Origin of the sequence: Pseudoxanthomonas fibrivorans (assembly GCF_041464125.1) — a bacterium.
Lineage (GTDB): Bacteria > Pseudomonadota > Gammaproteobacteria > Xanthomonadales > Xanthomonadaceae > Pseudoxanthomonas.
In genome coordinates, this window is record NZ_JBGNUG010000001.1 from 2336347 (window position 1) to 2350287 (window position 13941).

The 13941-nt window shown below is 71.3% G+C and carries 14 protein-coding genes; 10 read left to right on the forward strand and 4 right to left on the reverse strand.

All coding sequences use genetic code 11. The features are described 5' to 3' along the window. Positions 1-14 precede the first annotated feature (14 nt). From ACA089_RS10845 to ACA089_RS10870, 6 genes are all read left to right on the forward strand, one after another. Positions 15-1289: an amidohydrolase family protein gene (locus ACA089_RS10845; RefSeq protein ID WP_372017757.1), complete on the forward strand. Its 1275-nt coding sequence runs from the start codon at positions 15-17 to the stop codon at positions 1287-1289. An 87-nt stretch (positions 1290-1376) separates the two neighbouring features. Then, the gene (locus ACA089_RS10850) at positions 1377-1769 is read left to right on the forward strand and encodes a DUF1761 domain-containing protein (RefSeq protein WP_372016684.1); all 393 of its coding nucleotides are present in this window, start codon (positions 1377-1379) and stop codon (positions 1767-1769) included. Positions 1770-1782: 13 nt separating this feature from the next. Next, the gene (locus tag ACA089_RS10855) at positions 1783-2412 is read left to right on the forward strand and encodes a 2-hydroxychromene-2-carboxylate isomerase (RefSeq protein ID WP_372016686.1); all 630 of its coding nucleotides are present in this window, start codon (positions 1783-1785) and stop codon (positions 2410-2412) included. A gap of 80 nt (positions 2413-2492) precedes the next feature. Beyond that, positions 2493-3434, forward strand: coding sequence for a DegV family protein (locus ACA089_RS10860; RefSeq protein WP_372016687.1), 942 nt, complete (start codon positions 2493-2495; stop codon positions 3432-3434). Between the two features lie 78 nt (positions 3435-3512). Further along, positions 3513-3857 carry a hypothetical protein gene (locus tag ACA089_RS10865; RefSeq protein ID WP_372016689.1) on the forward strand — a complete coding sequence of 115 codons (345 nt, stop codon included), beginning with the start codon at positions 3513-3515 and terminating at the stop codon, positions 3855-3857. Beyond that, positions 3857-4537 carry a Dph6-related ATP pyrophosphatase gene (locus ACA089_RS10870; protein WP_372016691.1) on the forward strand — a complete coding sequence of 227 codons (681 nt, stop codon included), beginning with the start codon at positions 3857-3859 and terminating at the stop codon, positions 4535-4537. The genes ACA089_RS10865 and ACA089_RS10870 overlap by 1 nt, the downstream gene beginning before the upstream one ends. A 32-nt stretch (positions 4538-4569) precedes the next feature. Here ACA089_RS10870 and fghA read toward each other — a convergent pair whose 3' ends face one another. From fghA to ACA089_RS10885, 3 genes are read right to left on the reverse strand one after another with little or no spacing between them, the layout of a single operon-like run. Continuing rightward, a complete protein-coding gene (fghA, locus tag ACA089_RS10875) occupies positions 4570-5463 on the reverse strand; it encodes an S-formylglutathione hydrolase (RefSeq protein ID WP_372016693.1) in 894 nt (297 codons plus the stop codon). A gap of 10 nt (positions 5464-5473) precedes the next feature. After that, positions 5474-6583 carry an S-(hydroxymethyl)glutathione dehydrogenase/class III alcohol dehydrogenase gene (locus ACA089_RS10880; RefSeq protein WP_372016695.1) on the reverse strand — a complete coding sequence of 370 codons (1110 nt, stop codon included), beginning with the start codon at positions 6581-6583 and terminating at the stop codon, positions 5474-5476. A 58-nt stretch (positions 6584-6641) separates the two neighbouring features. Next, positions 6642-6917, reverse strand: a complete 276-nt coding sequence (locus ACA089_RS10885; protein WP_372016697.1) for a metal/formaldehyde-sensitive transcriptional repressor — start codon at positions 6915-6917, stop codon at positions 6642-6644. A 148-nt stretch (positions 6918-7065) separates the two neighbouring features. Between ACA089_RS10885 and ACA089_RS10890 the strand changes: the two genes are divergently transcribed. The 3 genes from ACA089_RS10890 to ACA089_RS10900 all read left to right on the forward strand — a co-directional run bounded on the left by ACA089_RS10890 (position 7066) and on the right by ACA089_RS10900 (position 11687). Beyond that, a complete protein-coding gene (locus ACA089_RS10890; RefSeq protein WP_372016699.1) occupies positions 7066-8289 on the forward strand; it encodes an HD-GYP domain-containing protein in 1224 nt (407 codons plus the stop codon). A gap of 349 nt (positions 8290-8638) precedes the next feature. Continuing rightward, positions 8639-9892 carry a hypothetical protein gene (locus tag ACA089_RS10895; protein ID WP_372016700.1) on the forward strand — a complete coding sequence of 418 codons (1254 nt, stop codon included), beginning with the start codon at positions 8639-8641 and terminating at the stop codon, positions 9890-9892. A 268-nt stretch (positions 9893-10160) separates the two neighbouring features. Further along, on the forward strand, positions 10161-11687 hold the full coding sequence (locus tag ACA089_RS10900; RefSeq protein WP_372016702.1) for a hypothetical protein: 1527 nt from the start codon (positions 10161-10163) through the stop codon (positions 11685-11687). Here the strand turns inward: ACA089_RS10900 and ACA089_RS10905 are convergent. Next, entirely contained in the window at positions 11681-13045 is a 1365-nt protein-coding gene (locus ACA089_RS10905; RefSeq protein WP_372016704.1) for a glutamate--cysteine ligase, read from the reverse strand. The two genes, ACA089_RS10900 and ACA089_RS10905, sit on opposite strands and share 7 nt — an antisense overlap. A 185-nt stretch (positions 13046-13230) precedes the next feature. On the opposite strand from ACA089_RS10905, the gene ACA089_RS10910 reads away from it, so the two are divergent. Next, complete coding sequence (locus ACA089_RS10910) at positions 13231-13941, forward strand: VIT1/CCC1 transporter family protein (protein WP_372016706.1); 711 nt, start codon at positions 13231-13233, stop codon at positions 13939-13941.

Consider the following 13941-nt stretch of genomic DNA (forward strand, 5'->3'; position numbering starts at 1 on the left):
TCCGTCGCCATCGCATGCATCCGCTGGCCCGCGTGGCCGGCGTCGCGCTGCTCGCCGTCGCCGCCCTGCCCGCCGTCGCACAGGACGTCCTGATCCGCAACGCCACCGTCCACACCGCCGGCACGCAGGGCACGCTGCAGAACACCGACGTCCTGGTCCAGGGCGGCACCATCCGCGCGATCGGCAGCGGCCTGGCCGCGCCGGCCGGCGCGACCACCGTCGACGCGGCCGGCAAGCCGCTGACGCCGGCGTTCTTCGCCGGCATCACCGACATCGGCCTGGAGGAGGTTTCCGGCGAGGAACCCACCGTCGACGGCGAGCTGTCGCTGGAAGACCAGCCGGTGCGCCCGGAGTTCGACGTGACCCTGGCCTACAACCCGGCATCGGTGCTGATCCCGGTGGCGCGCGTGGAGGGCATCGGCTTCACCCTGCTCGCCGCCGGCAGCGGCAAGTCGTTCGTCGCCGGCCAGGGCGGGGTCATGCGCCTGGACGGCAGCCCCGATCCGATCGGCCCGCGCGCGTTGTTCATCCGCCTCGGGTCGGGCGCCGCCGACCTGAGCGGCAAGTCGCGCGCCGCGCAGTGGATGCTGCTGGACCAGATGGTCGCCGAAGCCCGCGGCCGGGTGCCGGCCGATTCGCCGCACGCACTGCTCACCCCTGCCGGGCGCGCGGTGCTGGCGCGGTTCCTCAACGGGCAGGGCCGGATCGTGGTCAAGGTCGACCGCGCCGCGGACATCCGCCAGCTGCTGCGCTGGGCGGCGCGCGAACGCGTCCGCATCGCCATCGCCGGCGGCGCCGAGGCCTGGCAGCTGGCGCCGCAGATCGCCCAGGCGCAGGTGCCGGTGTTCGTCGACGCACTGGCGGACCTGCCGGGCAATTTCGACCAGATCGGCGCGACCCTGCGCAACGCCGCGCTGCTGCAGCAGGCCGGGGTGGAGGTGAGCTTCAGCCAGGCCGGCGACGCATCGCACAACGCGCGCAAGGTGCGGCAGCTGGCCGGCAATGCCGTCGCCAACGGCCTGCCGTGGGAGGCCGGCCTGGCCGGACTGACCCGCGTGCCCGCGCAGACGCTGGGGGTGGGCGACCGCCTCGGCACCATCGCCGTGGGCAGGAGCGCCGACCTGGTGCTGTGGACCGGCGACCCGCTCGACGTGATCAACACCGCCCAGCAGGTGTGGCTGGGCGGGCGGGCGATGCCGATGCGCTCGCGCCAGACCGAGCTGCGCGACCGCTACCTGCGCGGCACCGGCGAGGGCGGGCTGCCGCCGGCGTATTCGCACGGGCCCTGACCCCCGGCGCGCCCACCTGCCGGAGCCTTCCGGCAGGCCGGTGCGCCGGCGTAAGCTGCCCGGATCGAACCGTCGGGAGGGGCGGCCATGCTGGACGTGAACATCTGGGCGGTGCTCGTCGCCGCCGCCTCTGCATTCCTGCTCGGCGGGGTCTGGTACGGCCCGCTGTTCAAGGCCACCTGGTGTCGCGAGGCCGGAGTGGATCCGGACAAGCCCAACGGCCATCCGGCCGCGGTGTTCGGCGGTGCCTTCGTCCTCAGCCTGGTTGCCGCGGCGGTGTTCGCGGTGTTCCTCGGCCCGGCGCCGCCGCTGGCCTCGTCGGTCGGCGCCGGCGTGGCGGTGGGCCTGGGCTGGGTCGCCACCAGCTTCGGCATCAACTACCTGTTCGCCGGCCGCTCGCTGAAGCTGTGGCTGATCGACGGCGGCTACCACACCCTCCAGTTCGCGCTGTACGGGCTGGTGCTGGGCCTGTGGCACTGACGGCGACGGCGCCATGACCGCCCGCTGGTACTTCGACTTCGTCTCGCCGTTCTCCTACCTGCACTGGCAGAAGATGCGCCCGCTGGTGGACGCCGGACGGGTCGAGGCCGTGCCGATCGTGTTCGGCGCGGTCCTGCACGCGCTCGGCCAGCGCGGCCCGGCGGAGATTCCGAAGAAGCGCGGCTTCATCTACCGCCAGGCGCTGTGGCAGGCCGGCCGCGAAGGCGTGCGCCTGCGCTTCCCGCCGGCGCATCCGTTCAATCCTCTGCCGGCGCTGCGGCTGTGCGTGGCCGCCGGGGCCACCACAACGGCCATCGACGCGATCTTCGACGGCATCTGGGGCGAGGGCCAGGCCCTGGACACGGCGGAGTCGCTGGCCGGCATCGCCGCGAGCCTGGGGATCGCCGATCCCGCCGCCGCGCTGGCCGATCCGGCGGTGAAGGACCGGCTGCGCGCCGGCACCGATGCCGCGCTGGCCGCGGGGGTGTTCGGCGTGCCGACCCTGGACCTCGACGGCGAACTGCTGTGGGGCAACGACAGCCACGACCTGATGCTGGCCGCGCTCGAGGATCCGGCGCTGCTGCGCGAAGGGGCGCTGGCCGGCGTGGACGCCCTTCCGGTGGGGATCGAGCGCCGGCGCTGACCCTTCCGGCAGTCGCCATGCGCGCCGGTTTTGCGATAGGGTTCACGCACAAAACGTGCATGCCAACACGGGAGGGGCCCATGCGCATCGGAATCGTGGTCGATTCGACCTGCGACCTGCCAGGCGAATACATCCAGCGCAACAACGTGGTCCTGCTGCCGATCACGGTGCGCATCGGCGACGCGGTGCTGGCCGACCACCGCGACGAGGAAGCCACGCTGAGCTTCCTGCATGCGCACGTGGCCGAGCGCGGGCACGAAGCCGAGACGGTTCCCTATTCGGTCGAGCAGATCCGCGACCTGTTCCTGGGCAAGCTCGTAGTCGACTACGACCATGTGTTCTGCCTGACCGTGACCAAGAGCCGCAGCCCGATCCACGAACACGCGGTCCAGGCCAGCTTCGCGATCCTCAACGACTACAAGCCGGTGCGCCAGGCCGCCGGGTACAACTCGCCGTTCGCGCTGCGCGTCATCGACAGCCAGAACCTGTTCGCGGCGCAGGGCATCGGCGTGGTCGAGGCGGTGCGGATGCGGCAGGCCGGCGAGAGCGTGCAGAAGATCCGCGAGCGGCTCGAGGAGCTCGCGCTCAACACCCACGGCTACATGGTGCCGCCGGACCTGTACTACCTGCGCAACCGCGCCCGCACCAAGGGCGACCGCAGCGTCAGCCTGTTCAGCGCCGCGCTGGGCACGGCGCTGGACATCAAGCCGATCCTGCACTGCTACCGCGGCGAAACCGCGCCGGCGGGCAAGATCAAGGGCTTCGAGCCGGCCGTGCAGAAGCTGTTCGACTTCACCATCGAACGGATCAAGGCCGGGCTGATGACGCCGACCCTGTGCGTGAGCTACGGCGGCGAACTGGCGGGATTGCGCGCGTTGCCCGGCTACGCGCGCCTTCGCGACGCCTGCACCGCGAACAACATCGAACTGTTCGAGAGCGTGATGAGCCTGACCGGCATGGTCAACGTCGGCAAGGGCGCGGTGGTGGTCGGGTTCGCCGCCGCCCCGCACAGGTTCGGCTGAGTCCGGCGACGCGGCGACCACGCCGGCTTCGCGGCCGGCCGTGCCAGACTGCGCGTCATCGTCACCCCGGAGCCTCCCATGTCCGTCCGCTACCACATCCGCCTGCCGGATCCGGCGCTCGCGCGCGGCAGCGATGCCGCCTTGTCCTTCCACGCACACGGCGCCGACGCTTTCGCGGCGGAGCTGGAGGACGCGCTGCGCACCCCCGCGCTGTTCGAGCGCTGGCGCGCGATGCAACCGGAACCCGACGAGGTCGACCCGGCCCTGGGCGTGACCGATCCGCAGGCGCGGGTCAGCGGCGCACAGCACACGCTGTCGATCGACCTGGTCGCGGTGACCGCGATCCCCGGCGACATCCTCAAGCAGCGCCTGCGCCTGCTGGCGGGCAGCCACTGGGAACTGCGCAACGTCAGCCGCGGCTGATGGCAACGCCGGTACTGCTGGCCTGGAGTGGCGGCAAGGACGCGGCGTGGGCGCTGCACGAACTGCGGCGTGGCGACGACGTGGTCGTCGTGGGGCTGCTGACCACGGTGACGCGCGAATACGGACGCGCGTCGATGCAGGGCATCCGGGTCGAGGTCCTGCGGGCGCAGGCGGCCGCCGCCGGCCTGCCGCTGCTCGAGGCGCCGATCCCGGCGCAGTGCGACAACGCGACCTACGACGAAGCGATGGCGAGCGCCCTGGCGGAGGCCGGGGCCCGTTGGCCGGGTGTGCGGACCGCCGCCTTCGGCGACCTGTTCCTGGGCGACATCCGCGCCTATCGTGCCCAGCGCCTGGCGGCCGCCGGGTGGGACCTGCTGACGCCGCTGTTCGGCTCGGATACCGCCGCGCTCGCCCGGCGGATGCAGGCCGGCGGCCTGCGCGCGGCGCTGTGCTGCGTCGACACCCGGCAGCTCGATGCGCAATTCGCCGGACGGGCCTTCGACGGCGCGCTGCTCGAGGCGCTGCCCGCCGGCGTGGACCCCTGCGGCGAGAACGGCGAATTCCACACCTGCGTCTGGGCCGGCCCGATGTTCGCCGCGCCGCTGCAGCTGCGACGCGGCGACACCGTATTGCGCGACGGACGCTTCGCCTATACCGACTTCGACATCACCCCGGGCTAGTGCCGGGTGGTCCGCGACCTGCGCCGGCCGCCTCAGTGGCCGCCGCAGCAACCGCCGTCGTGGCCGTGCGGGACGCCTGCATGCACCCTGGCATCCCCCTGCATCGCGGCGGCATGGTGGGCGATGTGTTCGCCGATGAAGCTGGCGATGAAGTAGTAGCTGTGGTCGTAGCCCGGGCGCATCCGTAGCTGCAGCGGATGCCCGGCGGCCACGGCCGCGGCCTGGAGCAGCTGCGGCCGCAGCTGCCCGTCCAGGAACTCGTCGTCGCCTCCCTGGTCCACCAGCAGCGGCAGTTTCTCTTCCGCGGTCCGGACCAGTTCGCAGGCGTCGTATTGCTTCCACGCTTCGCGGTCGGCGCCAAGGTAGGCCGAGAACGCCTTCTCGCCCCACGGCACCTTCGACGGGGCCACGATCGGCGAGAACGCCGACACGCTGCGATAGCGGCCGGGATTGCGCAGCGCGACCACCAGCGCACCGTGCCCGCCCATCGAGTGCCCGCTGATCGCGCGCACGTCGCCGACCGGGAAGTGCGCCTCGACCAGCGCAGGCAGCTCCTGGGCCACGTAGTCGTACATGCGGTAGTGCCTCGACCAGGGGGCTTCGGTCGCGTTGACGTAGAAGCCCGCGCCCTTGCCCAGGTCGTAGCCGTCGGCATCGGCGACGCCGTCGCCGCGCGGGCTGGTATCGGGCGCGACGACGACCACGCCGTGCTCGGCCGCGTAGCGCTGCGCGCCGGCCTTGGTGATGAAGTTCTGCTCGGTGCAGGTCAGGCCGGACAGCCAGTACAGCACCGGCAGCTTCGCGTCCCGCGTCGCCTGCGGCGGCAGGTACACGGCAACATCCATGGTGCAGCCCAGGACCCCGGATTCGTGCCGGTAGACGTCCTGCCAGCCGCCGAAACAGGCACGGTGTTCGATGCGCTCCATGTCCGGCGCCTCAGTAGTGCACGACGCTGCGGATCGACCTGCCTTCGTGCATCAGGTCGAAGGCGTCGTTGATCTGCTCCAGCGGCATGGTGTGGGTGACGAACGGCGCCAGTTCGATGTCGCCCTTCATCGCATCCTCGACCATGCCGGGGAGCTGGCTGCGGCCCTTGACCCCACCGAACGCGGTGCCCTTCCACGTGCGCCCGGTGACCAGCTGGAACGGGCGGGTGGAGATTTCCTGCCCGGCGCCGGCGACACCGATGACGACCGACTGGCCCCAGCCGCGGTGCGCGCATTCCAGCGCCGCGCGCATCACGTTGACGTTGCCGATGCACTCGAACGAATGGTCCACGCCCCAGCCGGTCATCTCGACCACCACCTGCTGGATCGGCGTGTCGTGGTCCTTCGGGTTGACGCAGTCGGTGGCGCCGAACTGCCGCGCCAGCTCGAACTTGGACGGATTGGTGTCGATGGCGATGATCCGGCCGGCCTTGGCCTGGCGCGCGCCCTGGATCACCGCCAGGCCGATCCCGCCCAGTCCGAACACGGCGACCGAATCGCCTTCCTGCACCTTGGCCGTGTTGTGCACGGCGCCGATGCCGGTGGTGACGCCGCAGCCGAGCAGGCAGACATGTTCCGGGTTGGCCTCGGAGTTGACCTTGGCCAGCGAGACCTCGGCCACGACCGTGTACTCGCTGAAGGTCGAACAGCCCATGTAGTGGTAGACCGGCTCGCCGTTGTAGGAGAAGCGGCTGGTGCCATCGGGCATCACGCCCTTGCCCTGGGTCGCGCGCACCGCCAGGCACAGGTTGGTCTTGCCGCTGGTGCAGAACAGGCACTGCCCGCACTCGGCGGTGTACAGCGGGATCACGTGGTCGCCCGGCTGCACCGAGGTCACGCCCTCGCCCACCTCCACCACGATGCCGGCACCCTCGTGCCCGAGCACGACCGGGAACAGGCCTTCCGGATCGTCGCCGGAGAGGGTGAACGCATCGGTGTGGCAGACGCCGGTGTGGGTGATCCTCACCAGCACTTCGCCGGCTTTCGGCGGGGCGACGTCGATCTCGACGACCTGCAGCGGCTGGCCGGGACCGAAGGCGACGGCGGCACGGGACTTCATGGCATGGACTCCTGCGATGTTGCGGATGCGGAAGGACGGCGGCTCGCGCCGCGGGGAGCTACTTGAGGTAGGAACGCACCAGACCGGTCATCTCCTCGACCCGGGCCTGGCGCTGCGCATCGGAGGTGGCCGGCTGGCCGAACTCCTCGCGGATGTGCGCTTCCATCACTTCGGACATCAGCCCGTTGACCGCGCCGCGGATGGCGGCGATCTGCTGCAGCACCGGGCCGCAGTCGGCGCCCGCCTCCAGCGCGCGCTCGAGCGCTTCGGCCTGGCCCATGATCCGCCGGACCCGGGCAAGCACGCGCTTCTTCTCGTGGGCACTATGCGGCATGCGTCGCTCCGGGCTGATCCAGTACTGGGGTATAGTATCACGCGTCCGCCGTGGCGCGTCCTCAAGCTGCGCCGCGTGCCGGCCGATAAGGGTCCATAGGCCTGTCCCGCCCCTGGCCGGGCGGGCGGCGCAAGGCTGGCGGACCCCCATGTTCAAAACCATCCACGTCGACCAGCTGCGCCCGGGCATGCATGTCCAGCGCCTCAATGGCCCGTGGCTCAAGCATCCGTTCTGGCGCGGCACGTTCATCGCCACCGAGCGCGACATCGAACGCCTCCAGGCCAGTGCCGTGGAGTCCGTGGACATCGACGTGCGTCGCGGGGTGGACGTCGACGAGGCGTCAGGCACGGCCGCGACGGACGATGCCGGCACGTCGGCGCCCGACGCCATGCCTCTCCCGGCGGTACCGCCGGCGGCGGCCGTGGCAGCGCCCGCAGCGACCCTGGAATCGGAACTGAGCCGCGCGCGCCGCATCTGCCAGGACGGCCGCGACGCGGTGGAGGCGATGTTCCGCGAAGTCCGCATGGGGCGCATGGTCGATCCGGCCGCGGTACTGCCATTGGCCGAGGAGATAACCGCATCGGTCGACCGCCACCCGGCGGCGCTGATCAGCATCGCCCGGCTCAAGACCGCCGACGACTACACCTACATGCATTCGGTGGCGGTCAGTGCGTTGATGGTGGCGCTGGGCCGCCAGCTCGGGCTGGACGAGGACGACTGCCGCGAAGCGGCCATGGGCGGCCTGCTGCACGACCTGGGCAAGGCGTGCATGCCGGTCGACATCCTCAACAAGCCCGGCCGCCTGACCGACGAAGAGTTCGAGGTGATGCGTTCGCATCCTGCCGAAGGCGAGCGACTGCTGCGCGCGAGCGGACTGGAGAACGCGAGCGTGCTGCACATGGTCCGCCACCACCACGAGAAGTTCGACGGCGGCGGCTACCCGTCGCGGCTGGCGGCGGACGCGACGCCCCTGCTCACCCGGATGAGCGCGGTCTGCGACGTGTACGACGCGATCACCTCCAATCGCCCCTACAAGGAAGGCTGGGATCCGGGCGAATCGCTGCGGCGCATGGCCTCGTGGAAGGGCCACTTCGACCCGGCCGTGCTCAAGGCCTTCGTCGCCAGCGTCGGCATCTACCCGATCGGCACCCTGGTCCGCCTGTCCAGCGACCGGCTGGCGGTGGTGGTCGAACAGCGTCCCGGCGCGCTCTCCACGCCGCGCGTGCGGGTGTTCTTCTCGGCACGTTCGCGCAGCCAGATCCTGCAGCATGACCTGGACCTGGCCGATGCCGGCTGCGGCGAACGCATCACCGGCGTGGAATCACCGCGGCAGTGGGGTTTCCGCGAGCTGGAGAAGCTCTGGGCTCCGTGAGCCTTCACGGCGGGGCATGCGCGCCACGCCTTCCAACCAGGACCGCGGCGGCGGTCACGTGTCGAGCCGCATCGGCCAGACCTGCGACGACAGGCTGACGGCCCGACCTGTTGCCGACCCTCCGTCGCGGCCCCGCTGCCACGACGCCGGAGCCGGTGCGATCGGGCAAGCCGGAACGTGAGGTCCGACAGACACCATCACCTCCCCCGCACTGCGAAGGCCCGCACGTGCACGCGCTGCCGCGGTCGCGGCGCCACGGACGGACCCTGCGCCCCGCGAACGACGCGGCGTGTCCTCGCGGCACCGCTTATGGCGTGTCCAGTCTCGAATCCATCCGTTCCGGCCTGCCATGAACGCCCGTCGCCTCCGCCTCGCCCTTCCACTCGCCCTCGCCTCCACCGCGCTTCCCGCCGGCAGCGCGCCCTCCGGCGGCCCGGAGACCCAGGTCTGGATCGACGTGGCCACCCACCACCAGGCCGGCATGCCCGACATGGGTTCGATGATGGGCGGCATGGGCGGGATCGCGGCGAAGATGATGGGCGGCGGCCAGGGCGCGATCGGCTATCCCGATGCCAGGCATCCGGTATTCACCGGCAAGTTCTTCGACGTGGCCATGCTCAACACCCTGGACCCGGGCAAGCCGGCCGAGCAGCAGGTGCCCGCCGCGCTCGGCCTCGGCGCCGCACTGCCGCTGCTGCCGCCGACCGCCAGCCGCGGCGACGAGGTGGGCGGGCCCACCGAGATGCCCGACGGCGAAATCCACATCAAGTACTACTGGGGGTGCGGGACCGCGGTACGCGCCGGCCAGCCGCGCGAGACTCACATGCGCGCCAAGGGCGGCAGGTTCGAGCTGAGCGGTGATCCGATGCAGGGCCGCTATGCGCCCGAACGTGGCATCCGTCCCAATCCCTCCTACGTGCTCTGGCCCAATCCCCGCACCGCCAACCGCGCGCCGGCCAGCGCCTCGCTGGTCGGCCAGCATCGCATCACCGGACCCGGCGTGCCCGAATCCCTCAAGTTCGAACTGCAGCAGGCCGCCGACTTCATGCCGAAGATCGCGCTCACCCAGAGCGGGGAGCTGGCCAGCGGCTTGACCCTGGGCTGGCAGCCGGTGGAGCGGGCCAAGGCGTATTTCCTGCATGGCATCAGCCTGCAGGACAAGACCATCGTGATCTGGAGCAGCGCCGAGGTGCCCGATGCGGGCCAGGGCGTGGTCGATTTCCTGACCGGGGCGCAGGTGGATCGCTGGCTCAAGGAGAAGGTGCTGCTGGCGCCGTCGACCACCTCGTGCGCGATCCCCGCCGGCATCTTCGCCGACGCCGCCAGTGGCCAGGCCAGCCCCGGGATCCTGAGCATGATCGCCTATGGGCCCGAGACCCATATCGCCTGGCCGCCGAAGCCGGCCGACCCGAAGCAGCCGTGGGATCCGGAGTGGAACGTGCGCATCCGCACCAAGTCCACGGCCGGCGCGCTGCTGGGCATGGACCTGTCCGGCATGGACGGCATGGATGCGGGCGACGCCGCCGCGCCGCAAGGCCAGCCGCAGAAGCCCGAGGAAGGCGCGACCAAGAAGCTGCTGCGTGGGCTGCTGCGCAACCTCTGAGCCGTCCTGGCCCCGTTCTCCGGCCCGCCGCGTGGCGACCGCGACGTCCAGGACGGGTGCCGACCGGTCCATGCCGCGAACGGACGTGTCCCACGCCATGCGCGCCCCGCACCGCCTTGCACTCGTGGCCTGCGCCATGGCGCTGTGTGCGTGTTCGTGCACCCCCGACGCCGATCGCACGGCCGAACCGGCGCCGGCGGCGAGCACCGGTCTTGCCCCGACGCGCGCGGACGTCGACAGGTTCCTCGCCGCCGGCCCTGACCCTTCGTTGCAGCAGCTGCGCCCGCTGGACTACTGGCTGCACTACAAGGTGATGCAGGCCACCGGCGTCGAACAGGCGCTGGGCGGCGAAGCGCAGGCGCTGGCCGCGTTGAAGGCGCTGGCGGAGGACTACGAGCGCCAGGCACGCGGCGCGCAGGCGGACGTGCCGAGGATGATTCCGGCCGCGTTCACCGGCGAGGGCATGAACAGCGGCCTGCTCGGCCTGGGTATCGCCAGCTTCGGAGGCCTGGTCTCCGGTGGCATGGTGTCCGGGATGGTCAGCGACATGTCCGACGACCGGCTGGCCGAACTGACCCGCGCCGGGCCGGTGCAGCTCGGCGGCAAGGACGGCGGCTACGCGATCGCGGTCGCCCCGGACGGCAGCCTTTCCCAGGACATCAGCTTCGAGGGAAAAGTGGCCGAAGGCCTGACCGGCAAGGTCAAGGTGAAGACGAAGATGGACGCCTGCCCCGATGCGTCGGGCAAGGTGACGGTCGAGTCCGACGTCGACTCGACGATGCAGGTCGCCGGCAAGCCCGGCACCGGCGGCTACGTCCGTTCGCACTTCGTCTATGAGCGCTACCTGGACGACGACGCCCACCTGGTCGACGGCCCGGACGGCTCGTCGTCGAACCTGCGCATCTCCCTGGGCGGGACGGAAAACGGCCGGGACCAGAGCCTGGACCTGACCACCGGCTGGACGCGCGGCGGCACCGAGCTGTTCACCGAGCACGGCCACAGCGGCTTCAGCATCTTCCGCATGGACGAAGCGCAGCGGGCGATGAAGATGGTGGAGAGCGCGCAGCTGCTGCAGACGTTGATGGCCGAGGTGATGCTGCGCGGCATGAAGCAGGCGCCGTGGGAAAGCGGCCGCTGCATCCGCCTGGATGCCCGCAGCACGCCGTCGAAACGCAGCGGCGCGAAGCCTTCCACGTCCTTCGACGTCGTCGCCGCGCCGCGGGTGAAGGCCGATGGCAGCATGCCCGGCGGCAGCGTGCGCGCCACGCTCGACGGCGGCCAAAGCCTGGCCCGCGACGGCGAGAAGCTGGCACCGGATGCCCGGTACGCCTACGTGGCGCCGTCGAAGAAGGACCAGTCGGCGAGCATCGCCTTCGAAGCGCGCAGCAAGCGGGGCGTCGGCCGGGCGACGCTGGCGTTCGACACCAAGGAGCAGCAGGCGTACCGGATCGCCGGCGGCCAGAACGATTTCGTCGCCAACACCGTGGCCTGTTCGCTGGGCCGGCCGTTCGACATCCCCAGCAGCGCAGGCATGGTGATGCACATGTCCGGCGGCGAGGGCGGCGGTTCCTGGACCCTCTCCGGCCACGCGGCCGGCGTGGCCTGGTCGGGCGGCGGCCGCTACACGGTGGCGCTCGACGGCGGGGACGGAAGCGGCACGCTCCAGGCCACCGGCACCTCGACGATCACCTCGCCGATGGGCCGCTTCTCCGACTCGGTGGCGCCGGTGTTCTCGCTGACGCCGGTCGAGCAGGACTGCACGGCCGATGGAGCACCGGCGCCGGCGCCTCAGTAGGCGAAGCCGGCGAACACCCGGTCGATGTCGCCGTTCCATGCCCCGTTGAACAAGGCCAGCTTGCGATCGGCCGCGGTCTGGCCGCTCTCGGCGATCTCGATCAACGGCTCGAGGAAGCGCGACTCGTCGATGCCGTCGGCGTTGAGCGCGGCGCGCCTGCGCAGGCCGGCGACCGAGATCTTCAGCGCCTCGACCGCCAGCTCGCGCACGTGCGCGCCCCGGAACGGCAGGCCAAGTGCATGCTTCGGCACGCCGTCGCGCAGCGCATGGCGTTCGGCGGTGCTGAAGTCCCTGACCAGGTCCCACGCCGCGTCAAGCGCGGCGTCGTCGTACAGCAGCCCGACCCAGAACGCCGGCAGCGCGCACAGCCGCGACCACGGGCCGCTGTCGGCGCCGCGCATCTCCAGGAACTTCTTCAGCCGCACTTCGGGGAAGGCGGTGGTCATGTGGTCGGACCAGTCGCGCAGGGTCGGCAGCGCGCCGGGCAGCACGTCCAGCTCGCCCTTGAGGAACTTGCGGAACGATTTGCCCGACGCGTCGACGTAGACGCCATCGCGGTAGGAGAAGTACATCGGCACGTCGAGCAGGTAATCGATGTAGCGCTCGTAGCCGAAGCCGTCCTCGAACACGAAGTCGAGCATCCCGGTGCGATCCGGATCGGTGTCGGTCCAGATGTGCGAGCGGTAGCTGAGGTAGCCGTTGGGCTTGCCTTCGGTGAACGGCGAATCGGCGAACAGCGCGGTGGCCACCGGCTGCAATGCCAGCGACACGCGGAACTTCTTCACCATGTCCGCTTCGGAGGCGTAGTCCAGGTTGACCTGCACCGTGCAGGTGCGGGTCATCATGTCCAGGCCGAGCTGGCCGACCCTGGGCATGTACGATTTCATGATCCGGTAGCGGCCCTTGGGCATCCACGGCATCTCGTCGCGGCGCCACTTCGGCTGGAAACCCATGCCGAGGAAACCCAGCTGCAGCTCGTCCGACACCTGGCGCACCTCGTTGAGGTGGGTGCCGAGTTCGACGCAGGTTTCGTGGATGGTTTCCAGCGCGGCACCGGAGAGCTCGAGCTGGCCCGCCGGTTCGAGGGTCACCGAGGCGCCGTCGCGGGTGAGCGCGATGACGCGCCCGCCCTCCTCCACCGGGGTCCAGCCGAAGCGGACCAGGCCCTTGAGCAGCGCCTCGATGCCACGCTCGCCGTCGAACGCCGGCGGTCGCAGGTCGTCGAGGCGGAAGCCGAACTTCTCGTGCTCGGTGCCGATCCGCCAGGCGGCCCTGGGCTTCTCGCCGGACGCGACGTAGTCCACCAGCTGGCTGCGGTGGGTGACCGGCGTATCGGCAACGTGGCTGGGGCTCGACAAAGGACGGCTCGCGACGGGGCGGACGGGGGGCGACGGCCGGCCCGTGGAGCCGCATCGCAAGGGGCGCACTATAGCCTGCGCCCGCGTCGTCCCGGTGTGCCCATGCGGGAGTCGCAGTGTTCCGCCGGAGCCCGCGAACGCGTCGCAGTCCTCCATCGCCGCGGCGCGCCCGCTACGCTGGCCGCATGTCGCCGCACGGACCGCACAGCCGCCATCCCGAACGCCATCGCACCCAGCGCGTGGGCTGGCTGCGCGCGGCGGTGCTCGGCGCAAACGACGGCATCGTCTCGGTGGCGGGCGTGGTGGTCGGCGTCGCCGCCGGTGGCGCCGGCGCCGGCGTGGTCCTGGCCACCGGCGTGGCCGCGGTGGTGGCCGGGGCGATGTCGATGGCGGCAGGCGAGTACGTATCGGTGCAGTCGCAGGCCGACACCGAGGCGGCCGACCTGGAAGTCGAGCGCCAGGAACTGCGGGACGAGCCCCAGCACGAACTCGACGAGCTGGCCCGGATCTACGTGCGCCGCGGCCTGGACCCGGGATTGGCCCGGGAGGTCGCCGAGCAGCTCACCGCCCACGATGCGCTCGCGGCGCACGCCCGCGACGAACTGGGCATCACCGAGATACTGCGAGCGCGACCGCTGCAGGCGGCGCTGGCATCGGCAGGGGCGTTCAGTGCCGGCGCGATGCTGCCGCTGGCCAGCGCGCTGCTGGCGCCTGCCGGCCGGGTCGCCGCGGTGACCATCACGTCGACGGTGCTCGGTCTGCTGCTGTCGGGAGCGGTGGCGGCCCGGCTCGGCGGAGCGCCGGTGCTGCGCGGCGCGCTGCGGGTCGGCTTCTGGGGCGCGCTGGCGATGGCCGCCTCGCACGGGATCGGCAGCCTGTTCGACGTCCAGGTCTAG